The sequence below is a fragment of the Poriferisphaera sp. WC338 genome (assembly GCF_050931845.1).
Classification (GTDB): Bacteria; Planctomycetota; Phycisphaerae; order Phycisphaerales; family Phycisphaeraceae; genus Poriferisphaera.
In genome coordinates this window covers 1,128,355-1,148,184 of record NZ_CP194516.1, presented here as the reverse complement: position 1 = coordinate 1,148,184, position 19,830 = coordinate 1,128,355, and the positions used below count along the sequence as shown (strand labels likewise).

Below are 19,830 nucleotides of genomic sequence, written 5' to 3'. Positions count from 1 at the left end.
AGACCCCATCATGTGATCCTTAAAATATCTTGTTGATCAATCATCAATAGCTAAAGTAAAGCTCAAAACCATTGGAAAAATGAGTTAACGGCGTGGTTGCTTACTGTGGCACATTCGTTCCGTAATCTACCACATGAGTCGGACGATTCGCATCGTCGTACCAAGTGGCGTTATAAGTCACACGTGCCGAAGTTGGATTATCTGACAAAAGCCCGGCTTGTGAATCTGACACGGTTTCCAGACGGCTATAAGTTGTTGTCATGATGATGTTGTCATTGTCATCATACTCATAAACCATTTCAGATAGCACAATATCATCATTAAAGTTAGTTGGATCTGAGCCGACCTCATCGCTGATCTGAACCGTTCGAAGTAGACGGCCGTGCAAGTCAAATTGCTGCTTTGTGATTGGACCTCCTGGTTCATCAGCTTTTATCTGACGCCCCCCATCCTCAACATCTTCATACGCATACTTGCTCGCGATATAATTTCCCGCAACACCGCTTATAACTTCGTGCTGCTTAACTTCAATCAATCGCCCGTAGCCCGTAGAACTATCATCATAAACATTCGTTTGCTTGGAGATCAATGTGCTGCCATCATCAGAATAACTTTCAACACGTTTTGTTCTACCACGTAAATCAGCTACCTGTTTCTGCCACAAATCTTGAGCCGGTTTTTGCCAAATAACTCGCTCATCATTAACACTATCCCAAAACTGCTCATTGATCACGGCATGGGCACTACTACTATTAATATTGGTAGTCGTTCCAAGCGTGATGGTTTTAGTCGGATAGGCACGCCGATTGCCTGTTCCATCATAATTAGTGTCATAGTACACCTTGGAAACCACTAACATGTTGTTACTGCCGGATCCCACCGGATCATTCGATGTCGCACCCGTTGCATCCGTACCAACCCAAGTTTCAATCAGGTTGCCAGTTTCGTCATCAAACTTTGAGATGGTAATGTTGCCCGATTGATCAATTTGCTTCCAAGCACGACCCCAGTGATCATAATCCAACGTGCCCACATAGTAATTTGTGTTCAAACTGCCGAGATCATCAATCCCAGTAAGTCCTGTGAGATTGTGATAAAACTTCGTTTCAATAGCACGATCGGCCCAATCCAAACTCACCACACTACGACTAAGCTCGGTAAGTAGCTCATCACCCACTGGTGGCGATGCTTCGCTCCATGAGCTTGATGAACTTCCTGTCCATTGACGAACAACATTACCACGCGAATCTTTCCAAGTAACCTGAACAGGACCGCTTGTTGAATCATGCGGATATACGCGGTTCTCACGATACATACGATCATGTGTTGCTGAGTTAAAGGTAGTGCCATCCGGGCCAATCCTGCGGTATGTGTAAAAACTACAGATACCTCGGCCATCTTTAGTTTTAGCTATTTGATTACTAAGATTAAAAAACGTTTCTTCAAGAACAACCGTATCAGAATCGTCAGACGAAACGCGTTCTGTCTTGATTACACGCCCGAGCTCATCGTAGGTATATTTCGTTTGTACACCTGTACCTGCTTCGACATGCTCATATCTATAAAAATCATCATACGTATAGCTTGTTGTAATACCATCCGCACCTGTTTGTGATTCTATTCCGCAACATCCATACGAACTTGACGTACTATAAGTTGGCGTACCGCTACCCTCTGAAGCCCATTCATTCGTTGCTTCTGATCCGTAATAATAGTTATTTGACGTTGGCCGATTAAAACGGTCTTGAGAATAATCCGTTGTCACCAAATTCACATCGAACCAGCTACCGCCCTGATCTTGCTCTGAAGTTAATCTCCCGGTCACACGGCGGCTACTATCCTCACGCGTACTGACACGCCTGCGAGCTCCTGAATAACCAGACTCAACGACAGTTGTATTCCCGTCTGGGTAGCTATAATCGATGACCTCACCATCCCAACCAATCCGCTGCTTGAGCTTTCCACCAACGCCAACACCTGCAATATTTACGCTAGGCTTGTAACGGTAAATACGCGCCACGCGATCTGAAATACTGCTCGCTGAATCGACATCAGATACAAGCTGACGTAAATATGCTTCATCAGTGACACCATTTGCATTCGGATTACTTGTACATTCAATCTTCCATTTTTCTTTGTAGTCCAGCTGATTTTCGACCACTGTATCTACCTGACCATCACCATCAAAATCTTTATCCAACCTGGCATAAGGCCAATAGATTGTATACTTTGTTCGCTCAATTCCTCCCGCAGTTTCAATCTGCGTTTTTTTTATCCTCGCTGCACGATATGCATAAATTCCATCTGTCTGATTTAGCAATGTACCCCGGTGCAGATCATAATCGTATTCCGTAGTATGCTTAGCTGTCGCAAAACTCGCTGCGGATATAGGATCGATCGACGCTGGATCATCATAGTATTTAGTGCCATTTGAGTATAGAGCAGTCGCAACTACATTACGCGGTCCATATGTAAAATGTTCCCAATAACCGTTTTCATCAACAACCGCTTTAACCTCACCATACGTCCAGAAATCTGAAGCGTCATCGTACCTCGTCCACTGGCGACGCTTTACATCGCCCCCAGGAGTACCATCCGCATTCATTGCCGTCCCCCATTCCCACTCCATCGCCTTCCAATCGTGATCACCACCGGCTTGCCAACTTGCTGGCGCAAAATCTTGGAAACGAATTTCTTCAACACCCAAAACGCCCCCATTTAAATCGTAAGCAATATAACGCTTTACAGAATAAGTAATACTGCCGACAATCTCCTCCCAAGCTTCTTGTCGAATATGCGACCCGCCATCCTGTAAAACTAGTGTTGTTGGATCCACTCCATTCTTCATCTCCCAAATCTTCTTGGTGCCATCCTCACTATAGGTATATAAAATACTCGTTGTACTGACAGCATTGGCTCCGCCAGTTCCATCAGATTCATATTTTGTTTGTGTTACAAGAATTTGGTTCGTTGCAGGACTGGTCACCTGAGAAGTCATGTATTTAACATCTACATTCATCGGGATCGTCCAATCCGGGAAAGCAGGATCGACAACCACTTCTATTTCTTCTGTTTTTTCACCAGTAAGTACAAAGCCATCAATCGTCCCATCGCTATCTGGATCATAATCTGCTACCGCAAGACGACCATTCTGTGATGAATTTACGATGGTCCCCCCAGTCACACTCTTGTCCCAATTGCCATTGCCATATAACCGTAGTGACGATTTATTTGCAATATCCGCCGACCATTCTTCTGCATGTAGCTCCAAATGCCCCAAAGGATCACCTGCATTATTTTTTCCTAAGCCCCATGTAATGTGCAGCGAACCGAGACCCGTTTTGCCAAAGCTTGGCGAAGCATTCGTACAGCTAACGCACCCCGAACTCGCTCCGCCCGTACTACTAGATGCTTGCGAACCGCCTTTCCCACTATCCCCACCTTCGGCTTCGCCCTCACCTCCCTCATCTCCTTCCTCATCTACAGGCTTACCACCACCAGATATTGTCACTTCATACTTTACATATGAAGTCTTATTTCCTTGCGCATCTTCCCCTTCATGCTCATATGTCGCATCAGCACTAGTTTCTGGCACGCTACCGTCGACATCATCATATGTAACATCAGTCGTAACAGAACCACTACTCGTAAACATAACCCTCTTGAAATCTGTGCCGTCACTCGTTTCGGTGTCATAAACTTCTAGTTTTGGCATCTCGCCGCTATACCCTCCCGAGACAGTACCAAAACCACCGCCCCATGCATCGCCGAGATAATACACGTTTGCCGAAACTTCATGGTCATCGTCTATTATCGTTTCCAGGCCGTTCGATGTCTTATCTTCTCTTAATCTTGATAAGTTACCCTTTCCCTTCCACTTATTACACGCAACATACTTAAGTTGCTCACCTGTATAGTTATATGTTCGTCTTTGTTGTATTTCACCATTACTATCGTAGTTAATAGTTAAGCTTTCGAACGTGATTGACCCCGGAGATTCTTCATCAAACTCCAGATCTTTAACGATACATTTCGCACAATCTGAGCCATCACCGCTGCCTGGACCTTTGTCATCCGGCTCTTCGACTTCACCCAAAACGAGCGAATAAAAACCTAAAACGCCAAGCAAACACAACGTCAAGTAGCTTGCACCTTTGCCATAACAAAACCATACGCTCAAAATCTTTTCAAATTTCATAAGACTTGCACCCCAAAGAATCAATATATAAACATTCACCTACGTATATTTAAATCAACAAACGATCAAATATTACTTCTACAGCTAAAGAATAGTTAGATAAAACATAACTCTAAACATAGTTCTTATGTTCGGTCCATTTTTTGTAACACACACTAGTATGAGTCACCTATTATGCAATGATGCTAAAGGTTACGTGTCTTGCCCTGGAACCTCCGGATATTTATTTACTGCGACATCACCTTGTAAACCTACCTTAGGCTGCACAGGCTTTACGATAGTAGCTATACGTTAAATCGTCAATCCGTAATATGCAAAGTATCTATAAAAAATTACGACACATTGCAAATAATGTTGTGGCAATTGCACTCCGCCTCATATCGTCTGGCTCATTTAATCAGCTAATTGTGTTGAATAGTGCTGCTACCGAAACACAATAACTGCTCGCGATATTCATTGCACAAGTGTTGAAATGATATTTTACACAAACGCTTAAACTAGTATTTGGATATTACGCTCATTGATAATGATACCGAATTGCTTCCATCTCAGTATCAAAAGCATATCCGTTTATCTATGTGTTGAAAATTGATCCTTAAAAATCAAGGCCACAAACATGAATACTTCTTAGCTTGATAAGGTAATAAATATTGGCCCATAGACCCCACTCAGTAAAATGCTGTTAAATACACTCCTGGACGAAGACGCCGCAATATCCCGCCGCATATATAGTAAATTAACTGTAATCGTTGACGACTCCGTGATTATCAACGTGTCGTAGGCTCAACGAGTGCTGAGCCGGGTGATGTCACATTGAAAATACGTGATGCGGTATCAGTTTGGCCAAATAGATCGGTGGTTTTAACTTGAAGAAGGTATGTGCCGGATTTAAGATTGGTTGGTAGTTTGAAGGCGGCATGATGGGGCGTTTTTGATGCAATCGAAATTGCTTTATCATTCGGGAAGTGATTTGATTTATAGCGTTGAATACGATCTAAGTGATATGGATCGATGCGTGTAACTGGCTGAGTTGAAAGCCAATCGGTTTGATGACGGATACGCGCCATTGTAATGCTTTTTTCGGATCCAGCATAGATATTGATGTATGCTGTTTGATCAGCAAGTTTGTCAACGGGAATGCTATCCGCAAGATAAATGGACATTTGATCAGATTTCGGCCTACGAAGATTATGGAGGCGAAGAGAGTAAGCGTTATCTTTGATGGAGAGAATGTTATAGGCATTAGGAGAGCCATCACGTTGCGAGGCAGTAGGAATACCAAACTCATCGCGAACCCCACCCCACCAAGCCCCACAAATAGTGGCGGCAATGAGATGATGATGCTCAGGAGAAGCTGCGCTTCCCCATCCGTTTGAAGAATTGTAGAATTCATGTTGTTGGTAATGTCTATGTGAGGACGCAGAGAAGGTGTACGGAAAATCTTTAATGAGATCGAAAAGTGCTCGGCGTTTTTCTTCTTTCAGATGGTAAAGAGGGATGTGCATGAGTACAACAACGAGTGTATCTTTAGATACGTTCTTCAGGTCATTTTTGATAAAAGTAAGTTGGTCGATTGAAAGATCACATCCATACTCTTTTTTGCCGTGATAGTTAACGTTATCGATAACAATATAATGTGTATTGGCATAATTAAATGCGTAGTTGGGCGGACCAAAATGCGTAAGCCAAGTTTCTATTGATCGTTTGTCGTCAGGAACGTCGAAGTTGATATCGTGGTTACCAAGGACGTTGTACCATGGGATTTCTAACTGTGCGATAGACGTTTTGTATTGGTCAAACGTAACAAGATTGTCGTGGACGACATCTCCGAGTGTAATACCAAAGGTTGCCGTGGTACCAATGAGCGGTTCGATGGCATCATGCCGCATCCATGTGATGGATTTGTAGTTCGGAACCTGGGTATCACCAAAAAGAAGAACGGTATAACTGAGAGATTCGTTTTGTTTGTTAAGTGGAAAGTCTAAAGTTTTTCCAATGAGGTTTGTTGGTTTGTGGCCGGGATATTTTAGATTAACAGGTGATCCAGTAGGCCGGTTGATGTAGAAAAACTTTGGAATGAAATATTCGTTCAGAGGAGATTGATAACCAGCCGGCTTAATGAGAAAAACAGCGTCGTGCTTAGATTCAAGTAGGAGCGTGTACTTGCCTTGCGCATTTGTTCGGACAATATCGACACCGTTAGAAACAAGTACATCAGGAAGAGGTTTGTCGTCGAGGTCCAGCTTCTGATTAGCATTCGAATCATGATAAACGGTACCTGAAACCATGATCGATTCTGCGGCAAGAGAACTATAAGCAAAAAAGGATATGAAAATAGCATAGAAGATCGATTTCATAATCTACCTCTTCATGTTAAGTAATAATATTCAAATAGATGAATCATGCAGCCACTTGGTGATACTGTAAATGATGCCGCATTACCCTTTAGCCAAACGAGTTCCATGAATTTGGAGCACTTGTGCACACCCAGCCAACAGGACCACTCGAATATGGATTCGAATTATAAACGCGGTCGCCCTTGACCCAACTTCCTGAAAAAGGCCATGAACTTGCTTTAAAAACACGATTCCCGTTACCATCAATAACGTAAATCGGAGCGCCCTCATACCCAGTAATACCGGATGCCGCAGTGTTATTCTGGCCATGAGCATTGATATCGTAATTGCTTGATGCCCCGATCGAATACGCGACTCCGCCCGAGTATACCCCTTGTACATCATTATCCTCAAGCTTTGGCGACACACACGATGGCGAAATCCTAATGCCATATCTTTGTGTTTCACCTCCGGGATCTCCGATTCGACATCCATGTATAATCGGCCTGATAGAATTGCCTAGAAAAATGCCTGATGATTGCGAATCGATCGTATTATTATTTGTATTGTTGTCATGTAAATAAACATTTGAAATGTACCAATTCGCTGGTGGATTTGTACTATGCGAACAATAGAAACCATTTCCTCCATTATGATCTACCTCACCACCCAAAAATCTCACCCCATTAGCTTTCTCATGTGATGCAATACCTTGCCCATCGAAATAAGACACTTTACATCCGTCAAAAACAGGAGCAGAACAATTCGCTAAAATTATACCATTGCCTGAACCAGATTTGCCAATAAACATACACGACTCCATGCGAACTGGCCAAGGCTGTGAATTTCCACTCAGAATTGGTTTTCCATTAATTTTTACTCCTTGATAAATCACAGATCTCATAACAATATTTTTGAATATAATACCTTGACCTGATCTTCCAGACTGAATCGTTGCTGCATACTGATCGCCCCTATCTCCTGCATATCCAACAAGACCTTTATAAACATTATTTGCATCTACGTTGCTGACTTCAATATTGTAACATCCAGACAGGAAAATAACGCCGGTATCAGCCCCACTATATGTAAAGTCACTCGCAACAACATTGGTTATTCTGATATTGTACGGATGCGTGGTACCATTTGTATGTACATCTGCACCGCCCCAGTGTATCGCAATACCTCGTCCCAAACTTGTTGCGGATCGCATGGTGACGCCATCGATCAAAATGTCATGTGAATCACCTGTGATGAGTATGCCATTGCCATTAGGACGATTGCTTTTGATTGTTATATCGCGGAGTGTAATACCACTATAACCAGTGCCTGGGCCATATTTACCAATGAGAATTGGACACTGAAAGTTGCCTGCTCCGACAGGGCTTGAACCTGCATTTTCAACCGTAAGGTTTGAGATTGTAACATGTGAACGTAAAACTAAATTTTCAGTGTACCCGCTAACGACAAATTTTAATGCAGATTCCATACCAAAAATAGTTGTATTTTTTGACACTGTTAAAGCCTGTGTCACTTTATATGTTTTGCCTTCCTCGAATACAAGCAACTTACCTTCAGCCGCGAGTAAGGCATTTTTAACAGGTGTGGTATCATCCGCAATACCATCCCCAACTGGTGAATAATCTGCAAGATAAATGATATACGGGCTACTACTTGAGGATGTAGCAGCCTTTGCAATCTGCGGTGTATTCACTAAAGCGCCCAGACCAGCTGCAGCCACCATGGCGCCAACGAAATGTCGACGAGAAGCTGCAGGAGCCGATGGCGAAGACTCAATATGATGCTGTGCATGATCAATCTTGCGATCCTGGATATTCTCATTAGATACATCTGAATTTGTCATTGTGTCATTCATTGTTATTTCTCCTGACTGTGAAGTACTTCCGATATGATATTTAATTGAATCAAAATATTTTATGAATCACAATTTTTACATGCTTAGTAAAAAATTAATTAACTAAAACTGGATCTGATATCTTTGAAGTATTTGATTTATTCTTAATGGACCATAGCGTCAAACCTTCGGTACTCTTCACATCGGGCCATAAAAGACTAAGTAGGAGAGGAAGAGTAATAGTGATCAACATCCCCGGTACACCAACCCACATAAAACTAATTCGTTCATCAGCTGGTGTTGCATAATAGAGTGTGTAGGGAAGGTACAAACTAACCATTCCGCCTAAAACCATCCCAATAAAAATGTGTTTGCCAGTCACACGTGGCGCTAAAACACCTATCAGGAATACAGCCAGAAGAACTAGCCACAAGCTCGACCAAATACCAGTAATCTCAAGAATGTTGCTTTGAATACCCTCATTAGCGAGAGTCATCAGAACTGCGAGGCCTACGCATACTAAACCAATCAGAATGCTAAGCAATCTACAAACAAGCATTTCATGATTGCTATTATTACCAACTACCCTCAAGCGAACCAGAAAATCACAGTGAATCACATTTGCAATACAGTTAACCGTAGAATCAATGGTACTCATTAAAGCTGCAAGAAGTGCAGCAGTAATTAATCCCGGGAAAGGTGCAGGCAAATGAGAACTAATGAAGAAACCTAGAACATGATCACTTTCTATATTACTAGGTAATGATGTTTTACCACTTGTATACAGAAAAGATAAGCCAATCCCGATCAACCAGAGCATACCAACGACTGGAACAGCGGTAAATGCATTTACGATCACTGCCCGTCTGGCATGTTTATATGACTTCGACGCAAGAAGTCTTTGCAACACAGACTGATCTGCACTAAGAGTTGCAAGAGGTGTTGTGATCGAAGCAATTAATAAAAGCCAAAGGCTGAACCTGTCAAAAAGATTCATTCGATAGAACTCCGGCTGAACCACACCCTCATAACCACGCCCATTCTCAGATGCATAGGTGTAAATGCCTTGAATATCGAAGTTTGTTATCTGAAGCAATGTATACAGAATTGCTCCGATACCAATAACAACAATCACACCTTGGATAGTATCAGTGATCATAACGGCTTTCATACCACCTGTTGCGGTATATATAATTGTAAATACTCCTATGACTAATACTGTAGCAATCATAGGCCATCCCGCGAGTGATTCAAAAACCTTTGCAGCAGCATAAAATACCGTACCGCCATATAAAAGACGGATAATACAGTATGTCATCGCTCCACCTAAGCGTGTGGGCAAATTAAATCTTCGCTCAAGGTATTCGTAGGCAGTGTATGTCTGAGTATTAAAGAAAAAACGGAGAAACAACCATACTCCCAAAGGGTAAAACATCGCACCAACTATCAATGTAAGCGAAAGCATTAATCCATGATCATATGCCTCACCTGGAATCGCGACGAAGCTAATAGTACTGAACAACGTTGCAAATGTTGAAAAAGTTACGACAACCCAGCTCATCGATCGGCCTGCTAGAAAAAAGTCAGCTCTGCCCTTTTGTTGAAAACGTGCCCACATAGCCGCACAAACAACCAGGAATAGGAATACACCAATCGCGATCCAATCTAACATGGAAAGCATGATTCCGCTTGAGACGGGTGAAGCAGATAAGAAATTCATTTCTCCTCCGTACCCATGTCAAAAGCTCGACCAAATCCAGAGACCGAATCAACTAAAAGACTATCTCCGCCTCCTATGACCTTAATAGGAAATTGTTGCGGGTCAGCAGCATTAGTGACATTAAATGTAGGACCAATCTTATCAAAATGATACAAACAAACTGTGCCGGGTTCATCACCTCGGTACGGCCGAGTTGGTACACGTTTAAATTTCAGAGCACGTTCCACAATCCGTAGTTCATCAATCATTCCATCAAATTGATTTGAATCTGAACCACCATATCTTCCGAGATGTAAATCCTGCTCAGCTGTTACGCGAATTGGGCATGCAGCAATTCTCTGCGTCTGATCAAGTTTACCATCAAGATACAGACGTATTTCTCTCTGTGGCATATCAAAAACAGTTGCGACATGTATCCAACGACGTAACTGTAACGGTTCCTGCGATTTCACCACCTGATCACCTTGCATACCAAGCTGATCATTAGCTAAATTAACACGGTATCTAAATCGACCATCTGCATCTACAATCCATTCCCATCCGCGATGAAGATCTCCCTCATAATGACTGTATTTGCTGAGAATACGCGGAGTACCCTGATGTGAATCTGGCATCTTGTTAACATAAATAAACGCTTCAATAGTCATTTCACGATTCTTACGCAACATTGGCCCATCAAACGTGATCGCTCCACGTCCAGGTACCGACGCAGGTGTTACAAGCATAAATCCATTAAGAGCTTCCAAGTTTTTCAAACGTTTTTTTTCTAAAGACCCATATGCTGCACTGTTATAAAACAACTTAACGTTGTATTGCTGACATAATGGTCCATATACTTCTTCCATCGCTTCCTCAACAGAAGGAATGTTGAGGCTGTCATCTTCGCTAGACTGATATCCAATCTGATTATGTGGCTTATATAAAGGTGGGTGCAACTGCTTTCCGGAATAAGCACCTAGAACAAGGCCATCGACAAGTGATTCTTGAACAAGCGTTTCCCAATCTAAATATAAATTTCCATACGGAGGGCCTAGATATCGACCGCGTGGAATACCGGTATAAATAATTTTGTTTGGAAGTGCTTCGCGTAACTCCCTGTAAAATTGTACAAGGTATTCACCACGTAACCTGCGCCACTTCTCTACAGCAGGATCATTACTGCGGTAATCTCGACTCTTGTAGTTAAAACGAGAATCCTGAAGAATATTAACGCCATACCGTTGCTGGTATTCATCAACAATTGGTTTGCCAAAACCAAATTGGTCCGCATGTAGCGCAGGGAGCGAGTGTGTTCTTGAACAAATATAAACACCATCACTATCAAACTCTTCAACAAAACTAACAATACGATTAATCATTAGTTTTCGAGCTTCAGGGTGCGCCATTTCTAAAACGCCGTTATGATAGTTTCCTTCAAGGTCAACAGCCTGAATATCTGGATGCTCTATGACATATCGATCTTGAAAAGGGAACGGTGTGTTGCCACCATATAAATCTGTGAGCGGAGCTCCATGATCAAATATTGTCATGTATAGCAAGAAATTTTGCCCGTTCTTTCGTGCTTCCTTCCGTGCAACTGTGGCAGGAGAAAATATCTTCTCTACTTTCTCAACCTTCTTGAGATATGTTTTCGTAAAATCGCCGGACTGCCTACGCTCGAAAAATCGCTTCATAGAAATTGCGGACATCCGCCACAGAACAGTTTTGCCATCATAATTATCTAACCAACTCTTAACAGATCGTTTTACCCTATCAGGCGTATCAAGCTGAGCATCGCCTCGAGCAATCATGATTTGATCGCCCCAACTCACATTAATTAAATTTTCGACTGAATGGTTCCTATGTTCTTCAAGGTTTTCGCCGAACGTGGATGGTGCTACACAGAACCACAGTAAAAATATAAAATTTAATATTAAACAGGTTGATATACTAATCTTCATTTACATTTTGCCTTTATGCGTTAATAATTACTGAATAAGACATAGCAGATCATATAGTTAAAACTTTTTCACAACCAAACAATTGATCTTTCAAATTTATCTTACTCCTGCCTTGTACCATCGTTTCCCAAGCAACACTGTGCCTAACAATGACAAAAGCGTCATCGTTGTTGGCTCCGGTATTGGGTTAATAATGAAACCTATGTTTAATGCTTTCCCGAAACCATGCTGTGAATCCATATGGGCTTGATCACCTCCCGCAAGCAAAAACGCATCCTCAATAGATCCTTCTGCTGAGTTTACGAATTCACCATCAACTATTTCATCGAAATGATAAAGTGCAATGGTATCAGGCTCCGTACCGGTATACGGCTGTTGCGGTACACCATCGAATATCAGCGCATCGGCTGTAATACGAAGTTCATCGATTTGGCCATCAAAAACCAATCCGTCAAATCCACCATATCTACCAACAAAGAGATCTTGATCTGGCGTCGAGTTCAATGATGTTCCATCGATAGCTAAAACTGAATCAAGCTCACCATCAAGATAAATACGCATCTCATCATTAGTCGCATCATAAACTGTAGCAACATGGACCCATGCACCTACTGGCAACGTTGTATTCGAATCAATCTTTACTTCACCACCAACTTGTTGAACACGAAATTGAAGATTTCCCTCTGAAGATACAATCCACTCCCAACCTCTATTACGACCATTATCATTATGGTCATATTTACTAAGAATTCTCTGGCCACCTGTATTGCCCTCACCTGCTTTAACAAAAGCTTCAAGTGTCATCTTACCCCCAGAAAAATCGAACGCATCATTCTGACTAATTATCACGCCGCCGCCAGTACCCGAAGGTGTCTGGATCATCACACCATCTAGCGCGGGCTGATTACTGAGGAACTGCTGATCGTTCGGTGCAAAATCTTTCGTGTCAAAAAAAAGCTTAACGGAATTAGATTGTGTCACGGGGCCATATATATTTGCAACGGCATCATCACGAGTAGGAATGTTGATATTCGCCGATTCACTTGAAAGATAACCTGCTGTATTAGGATCAGGAGCAAGATTGGGATGCTGTATCCCTGTCGAAACACCTATGACTAAACCGTCGACTAGCTTTTCATTGACTAATGTTTGCCAATCAATATGTAAATTACCGTATGGATCTCCAAGATAATCGCCTCGAGGAATACTCGTATAGATGATCTTATCTGGCATTGCTGCACGAGCTTCCCGATAAAACTCAATGAGATACTCGCCGCGCAGCTTACGCCAATTTTCAACCACTTGATGATTCGGATTATAACTGGAGCTTGTGTAATCAAATCTTGAATCGGTCAAAATATTGATGCCATATCGATTCTGGTATTCACTGACCACCTCAGAGCCGAAACCAAACTGATCGGCATGTTCTGCGGGAATGGAATGCGTACGTGTATCTATATAAACCCCGTCCATATCCCATTCATTTGCAAAAAACTTAAGCCGATCCACCATAAACTGCCGTGCTGATGGATTTGCAAACTCTAAAACACCATACTGATAATTACCCAAACGATCCTTAACCTGATAGGAAGGATTATTGATTGTAGCTCTATCTTGCCAAACAAAATCATGCCTACCATCGTATTGAACACTAGCCGGCGCTCCATGATCAAATACAGTTGTATAGCCTAGAAATGTTTGACCGTTCTGAGAGGCAGCCTGCCTTGCAACAGCTATAGGGTCGAACTCTGAATATATCTGATCAAGCTTCGACCAATAGTTGGGTTTAGTATACCGTCGTCCATCAAAGAAATTGTAATGCTCATATGCTCCTGTACGCCAGAGAATCGTATTGCCCTGATTATTTTGATCCCATATTTCCATTGCATTACGAATTTTCTCTGCTGTATCCAACCGCGCATTACCAGATCCAATTAGAATTTGATCCCCCCAACTAACGTTAATCAAATTCTGACTTCCTTGGGCGAATGCTGTAGACACTAAAGTTAACAATAGAACAATACCAACTGTGGATTGAAATAACTTACTTAGGCGTAATTCTATCTTTATAAAACGTAATCTATACATGATTCACTTTCACTACTATGGATTACATATAACGAAACAACATACTTTTATAACTAGGTAAATAAGATCATAATCAATCTACCAAACGCCAGAATGGTGTTTCTGGATTCGCAATCTCTTCTGTGAGTGTGACCGATGCATGGCCATCAGCAAAAGCTCCCACATACTGCTCAAGATGTCGCGCGGGAAGATATGTTGGCTGCAGTGCAACACCAAGTGCCGAATACATATTCGCATAAATATACTCAACATTCTGAGTATCATTAAATGTAATTGAAGAGGATGGTGAACTAAGATGATGTATCTTCCGAGTTAAACCTGTCGCCCAAGCAGCAACCCCATATCCCTTGTCGTAGCTCTGCCTGCTGCCATTATGGCTTGTCGCCACATGCATCCCATATGTACGTTGTACCCCCTGAACAAACAGTGAAAATGAATCCTTATCCGCTGACGGACATGCAAATTCCTGCCATAATGCGTTATAACGAGCCTGTTCTGAAGCCGACATTGAAGTCGACATATTTTGAGTGACACGATTCGTGTTCGCCAAATATGGCGTTAGCTTCGTATACCATGTATTAGCGCTACCATCTAAACCTGACCGCATGCTTGGAAAATAACCTTCGTAATCCTCTGTATAAAACACAGACGTTAGACCGATTTGCCGAAGATTACTCAAACATTGTACCTGCCTAGCAGTCTCACGAGCAGAAGCTAAGGCTGGCAAAAGTATAGAGATTAACAATGCTATTATAGATATTACAACAAGCAATTCGATAAGTGTAAATGCATTTCTTTTCATAACATGTCCTTTAACTGCTTTGCATCATCGCTAAGCCTAACATCTGCCCAAGATCTCTCATCGTCGCTTTTTTGAATTAGCGGTTTATTTGCTAAAACAAACCGCCAAAGAGAGAACATAATTAGTGGCCTAAACGACGAGAAACAAGCAATAGACCACCAAGTCCAACCAATCCCATCATTGCAGGCTCAGGCACAATAACTTCATTTATCAAAGCGTTATCGAAGTATGTTTCTGTACCAGCGCTCCCCTGCGGACTTAAACGAATCGCATTAACGTTCGCGGGAAGACTCGTGATTGCAACCGATTGCACAAAAGATTCAGCACCACCTTCAGGTGTCACATATAAATCATAACTTGATGCTGCAGCATCAACGCGTATCCTGATTGCTGTCCATTTACCGACTGGTGCCGAAGCAGTTGTTGCAATCCATGCGCCGCCTGTGTTGATATGAATTAAGCCATTTGCCCGAACAAATGTTGCTAAACCTACCTGAGAAGCAACTGAAGCAATATTACCTACCTGAACAATCAACTCGCTATTGGATGCTACACGGTTGATCGCATACGAAATATCGTACAAGTTTGTTGTTACAAAAGCATCGGTTCGACCAAGTGCCACACCGCCGCGTGTTGCAATTAGGGATTGTGTACCACTAAGCGCAACCGAATTACTAATACGCGTATTGTTAGCATCAAATGATCCCCATCGACCACCTGAATCTGACGGCGAACCGACATAACCAGTGATCCCTGGAGCAAATGTCCCCGTATCATCAAAATTTTGATCCAAAATTACAGCCGCTTCAGCGAAGCTTCCTCCCAACCCTACCATGGACAATAGAAAAACCATAAAAATGCGATTCCAAATCATTACTCTTCTCCAATCTTAAAGGTATGTAGCTACAGAACGCTCAGCAGATGCTTCTGACAAGCATGCAAACAATCAAACAGTACCACCACATAAACAAGTCGATGAGAATAGCCCTAAAGCTCACTAAGCTTTACAAAAAAGTCTACTCGTTAGATCAACATAAAGAATACAAATTGCTTATAAGTATCGTTCCATTTGAGATACCGCATGGCGGTATGTATCAGACCAACCTCCAGCAGCTGATTCTTCAGCAAGCTCAATCGTCAATTTCTTTGCATAACTGATATGCCTAAGCATCCAGTATCGAGCAGACTGCGCATCCCTATTGCACAAAGATTGCGCAATCCTTCTGTGCTCATACACAGTTCTCACATGGTTCTGCTCATCAATTTTTCCGATGAAGCTGCGTCCATTGGCTATAACGGTGCGCATAAGCTGAAAATCATCAATCTGCTTGGCAATTCTCAAATTACCGGCAGCCGTCACAATCAACATATGAAACTTGATATCTAGCTGCCCCATCCGCTTGGTTGTCCCAGCCACATCCCAATCGGATTTGTTTTTACGCCCGCGCAACAACTCTCGCATTTGAGCACAAATATTTTTAATCTCGCACATCTGATCAGCCGTGATACGTTCGGCAGCCAACAATGCAGCATGCCCCTCTAACGCTTCACGTAATTCATATAGATCTCTAATTTCCCCCCGACTCATACGCTTGACAAATGCTCCAACACGCGGCAGCTGATCTACCAAGCCTTCGCTTTCTAATCTGCTGATCGCCTCTCGCACAGGGGTCGCGCTAACACCAACATCCTTTGCCAACTCACGGTATGACAGTGGATCCCCTGCTTTAAGAGATCCATCGAGAATTCTTTGCCTGATATATTCGTATGAATTTTGTTTGAAGCTTAGTGACATAATATATACGATATCACGAATATATTTGACGTCAAGAACATATGGAGATAATATCAAAAAAGTATCGGCCCCAAGGCTAAAACTCTTAATACACTAATTTTAAACAGTTGTATATAAATATTTTACAGATTTTTTGAATACCAAATAAGTGTTGAGAAAAATCGAACACCTGTCATAACCAGTCTTTCGCAAAGGCTCGAAAAAGTGAAAATCACACCTCCTGCTTCAAACAAAACTACATCTCGCAAAGTCCATTATGTGCTTAGCAGCCATTGGGATCGAGAGTGGTATCAATCGTTTCAGCATTTTCGATACCGTCTTGTCCAAATGCTTGATCGAGTATTAGACGGCTTAGCAGATGGGCGCTTAAAAGGGCCATTCACTTTGGATGGCCAAGCCATTATTCTTGAGGATTATCTAGAGGTTCGACCTGAGAGACGACAAAAAATTCGAGACTTGGTAAAACATGGGCAGCTGATAGTCGGCCCTTGGTATGTCATGCCAGATGAATTTCTTGTTTCAGGTGAATCAATTATTCGCAACATACAATACGGTCGCCAGATTGCGAGAGACTATGGTGGAGAACCTTCTAACGCAGGCTTTCTATGTGATTTGTTTGGCCATAACAGTCAAATGCCGCAAATACTTGCAGGATTCGGCATACGAGCCGGATTGGTGTGGCGTGGACTAAACAATAAAGATTGCAGATTAATTCGTTGGCAAGGTGCTGATGGAACTGAATTACCTTGCTACCGTTTTGGCAAGCACGGATACTGTGGTTATGCAAATGAAGTACGTCATGCCGGCGAGCCACTAAAAGAAAATAAATCTAAGGTTGCTGCCGATATTGCTGAAGCATCCGAAGCCCTGAATACATATCTTGAACAAGAATGTCGACTAACACCACAAGATGTTCCATTACTTGCATTTGATGGTGGTGATCATCAATACTGGGATGAATTGGCATATAGTTTATTACTAGAGAAGCAAAGAGACGTAGAGGATCAATATAAAATTACTCATAGTTCACTTGATGCTTATCTAAATGAGCTGATTAACTATGCAGATCAAATTGACGAAATTGTTGAAGGCGAATTGCGTGAACCGGGCCTCCATCGCTCGACAGAAGACAATCAATGGCTAATTCCAGGTACCGGATCAAGTCGTGTATGGATCAAGCAGGTAAATGCAGCATGTCAGACATCATTATGCCAATGGGCTGAGCCCTTGAGTACGATGGCGCATCAAATACTAGGCCGTGAATATCCACAAGCTTTTCTAGATCTTGCATGGAAATGGCTAATCAAGAACCATCCTCATGATTCAATCTGTGGCTGTAGTATTGATCAGGTACACGAAGATATGAAATTCCGCTTCAATCAAAGCCAGCAAATTTCTGAACGCCTCACCCTTGAAGCAACTCAAGCAATCACGGCTCATATTGAAGGGGGATTAGCTGATGACGAAATACGAGTAACAGTATTCAATCCCCTAGCCACAATCTTTGATCAAACCGCGGATTTAACACTGCAACTGCCTGCTAGCTGCCCAATCTATCCTGCCTATGGCGGCGTGGCTCAAGAATTGATCTACCACGTGTATGATACAGACGGCAATGAAATTCCGACACAAACATTATCGCAAACTTTCAATCGTACTAAAGTATCAATTTCTGACTCACGCTTTCCCCAAACATACAAAACACATGATGTAAATGTTTCTTTGCCACTCATAATTCCAGCCCTAGGATACACAACACTAACGGTCCGACCAGGTAACGTAAATGAGCCTGAACAATTGATGATGCCAAATACATTGGCTACTAGTGAATGTTCAATGTCAAACATGTATTTTGATGTCACAATTGAATCTAACGGATCTATCACCTTATATGACAAAAGAACAAAGCAAACATATAGACGGCTATTAACTTTCGAGGATTCAGTTGATTGCGGAGACGGTTGGAGTCGTGGTACGGCAGTTGCAGATCAAGTCTACACTTCAACAGCGTCAAAATCATCTATTGCTCTGGTCGAAGATGGCCCATTTAAAACCAGCTTCCGTATCCGTACGACAATGTGTGTTCCAAGCGCATTTAACTTCAGTGACGAAGGGCAATATCGCAACAATGATCTTGTCAATTTGGATATTGATAGCAAGATCAGTTTGCGACCAAATACCGATTATATCGAAATTCAAACCACAATTAACAACCGAGCATCGGACCATAGGCTACGTGTACTTTTCCCAAGTATAACAGATGCACAAACATATTTATCTGATAGCCCTTTTGATGTTATAGAGCGACCAATTGCGCTTCGAAAAGATAATCATTTGTATCGTGAACCCGAAATCGAAACAAAACCGCAGCAACAATGGACTGCTGTTTTTGATAACGACCATGGCTTAGCAGTTATCAGCGATGGTCTGCTTGAATCAGCAGTACGCGATCAATCTGACCGTCCTATTGCTCTAACATTATTCCGCAGTACAAAGCACACCGTTTATACAGACGGCGAGCCCAACGGGCAGCTGATCGGGCCAATGGTATTCAATTATTGGATTACTCCGCTAAAGGGCGAACCAAGCCGAGCTAAACTTTCTCGAATGGGTCAGTTGCTATCTGCAGGTTTAAAGCAAGTCAATCTTCCGGCCCAATATTTAAAGCAAGATATATCATGTGCAGAAATATCTCTGCCTCCATCTCGCGGTCTATTGAAACTCAAGGGCGAAGCTGTTCTAACTAGCTTGCGGCAGGTCCAGGATACAACAGAATTAAGGCTATTTAATCCCACAACAAAACTTAGTTTGGTTGAGTTACATTCAGATATGAATATGAAGATCAAACACGCCAAACAAATAAACAATGAATCACAGATCATTGGTGATATTCTGGTTCATAATGATAGAGAAATCAATTTAGAACTTGCGCCGAAGCAGATTATTAGTCTAAGTCTGGATTTCGATATTTACTCATAACCATGTATAAATCAAGAATAATGAATAACACACTACTATATTGTAATTTATGAATTCATCACAAATCACAAACCAAGTGAACAGATGTGTGCTTTTGATGTTTCGAAACAATAGATC

10 protein-coding genes are annotated in these 19,830 nt (G+C 42.1%); 1 reads left to right on the top strand and 9 read right to left on the bottom strand.

Annotation, left to right across the window (positions count from 1 at the left end; all coding sequences use genetic code 11):
* Positions 1–100: 100 nt before the first annotated feature.
* From ACQ6WK_RS04655 to ACQ6WK_RS04615, 9 genes are all read right to left on the bottom strand, one after another.
* Positions 101–4,198: a hypothetical protein gene (locus tag ACQ6WK_RS04655; protein ID WP_432799582.1), complete on the bottom strand. Its 4,098-nt coding sequence runs from the start codon at positions 4,196–4,198 to the stop codon at positions 101–103.
* A 767-nt stretch (positions 4,199–4,965) separates the two neighbouring features.
* Positions 4,966–6,486 (bottom strand): calcineurin-like phosphoesterase C-terminal domain-containing protein, encoded by a 1,521-nt coding sequence (locus tag ACQ6WK_RS04650; RefSeq protein WP_432799581.1) that lies wholly within the window; start codon positions 6,484–6,486, stop codon positions 4,966–4,968.
* A 157-nt stretch (positions 6,487–6,643) separates the two neighbouring features.
* On the bottom strand, positions 6,644–8,410 hold the full coding sequence (locus ACQ6WK_RS04645) for a right-handed parallel beta-helix repeat-containing protein (protein ID WP_432799580.1): 1,767 nt from the start codon (positions 8,408–8,410) through the stop codon (positions 6,644–6,646).
* Positions 8,411–8,504: 94 nt separating this feature from the next.
* The gene (locus ACQ6WK_RS04640; protein ID WP_432799579.1) at positions 8,505–10,109 is read right to left on the bottom strand and encodes a sodium:solute symporter family transporter; all 1,605 of its coding nucleotides are present in this window, start codon (positions 10,107–10,109) and stop codon (positions 8,505–8,507) included.
* The gene (locus tag ACQ6WK_RS04635; RefSeq protein ID WP_432799578.1) at positions 10,106–12,049 is read right to left on the bottom strand and encodes a LamG-like jellyroll fold domain-containing protein; all 1,944 of its coding nucleotides are present in this window, start codon (positions 12,047–12,049) and stop codon (positions 10,106–10,108) included. The genes ACQ6WK_RS04640 and ACQ6WK_RS04635 overlap by 4 nt, the downstream gene beginning before the upstream one ends.
* A 96-nt stretch (positions 12,050–12,145) precedes the next feature.
* Positions 12,146–14,137 (bottom strand): LamG-like jellyroll fold domain-containing protein, encoded by a 1,992-nt coding sequence (locus tag ACQ6WK_RS04630; protein WP_432799577.1) that lies wholly within the window; start codon positions 14,135–14,137, stop codon positions 12,146–12,148.
* 73 nt (positions 14,138–14,210) lie between these two features.
* Complete coding sequence (locus ACQ6WK_RS04625; RefSeq protein WP_432799576.1) at positions 14,211–14,939, bottom strand: type II secretion system protein; 729 nt, start codon at positions 14,937–14,939, stop codon at positions 14,211–14,213.
* Between the two features lie 121 nt (positions 14,940–15,060).
* Positions 15,061–15,813, bottom strand: a complete 753-nt coding sequence (locus ACQ6WK_RS04620) for a hypothetical protein (protein ID WP_432799575.1) — start codon at positions 15,811–15,813, stop codon at positions 15,061–15,063.
* A gap of 177 nt (positions 15,814–15,990) precedes the next feature.
* A complete protein-coding gene (locus tag ACQ6WK_RS04615) occupies positions 15,991–16,791 on the bottom strand; it encodes a GntR family transcriptional regulator (protein ID WP_432799574.1) in 801 nt (266 codons plus the stop codon).
* A 147-nt stretch (positions 16,792–16,938) separates the two neighbouring features.
* On the opposite strand from ACQ6WK_RS04615, the gene ACQ6WK_RS04610 reads away from it, so the two are divergent.
* Positions 16,939–19,713, top strand: a complete 2,775-nt coding sequence (locus ACQ6WK_RS04610) for an alpha-mannosidase (protein ID WP_432799573.1) — start codon at positions 16,939–16,941, stop codon at positions 19,711–19,713.
* Positions 19,714–19,830 lie beyond the last annotated feature (117 nt).

What these genes read in the sequence shown, in the direction of transcription:
- ACQ6WK_RS04640 (WP_432799579.1), bottom strand. Translation starts at nt 10,109, where the DNA reads ATGAATTTCTTATCTGCTTCACCCGTCTCAAGCGGAATCATGCTTTCC.
- ACQ6WK_RS04650 (WP_432799581.1), bottom strand. Translation starts at nt 6,486, where the DNA reads ATGGTTTCAGGTACCGTTTATCATGATTCGAATGCTAATCAGAAGCTG.
- ACQ6WK_RS04620 (WP_432799575.1), bottom strand. Translation starts at nt 15,813, where the DNA reads ATGATTTGGAATCGCATTTTTATGGTTTTTCTATTGTCCATGGTAGGG.
- ACQ6WK_RS04630 (WP_432799577.1), bottom strand. Translation starts at nt 14,137, where the DNA reads ATGTATAGATTACGTTTTATAAAGATAGAATTACGCCTAAGTAAGTTA.
- ACQ6WK_RS04635 (WP_432799578.1), bottom strand. Translation starts at nt 12,049, where the DNA reads ATGAAGATTAGTATATCAACCTGTTTAATATTAAATTTTATATTTTTA.
- ACQ6WK_RS04655 (WP_432799582.1), bottom strand. Translation starts at nt 4,198, where the DNA reads ATGAAATTTGAAAAGATTTTGAGCGTATGGTTTTGTTATGGCAAAGGT.
- ACQ6WK_RS04625 (WP_432799576.1), bottom strand. Translation starts at nt 14,939, where the DNA reads ATGAAAAGAAATGCATTTACACTTATCGAATTGCTTGTTGTAATATCT.
- ACQ6WK_RS04645 (WP_432799580.1), bottom strand. Translation starts at nt 8,410, where the DNA reads ATGAATGACACAATGACAAATTCAGATGTATCTAATGAGAATATCCAG.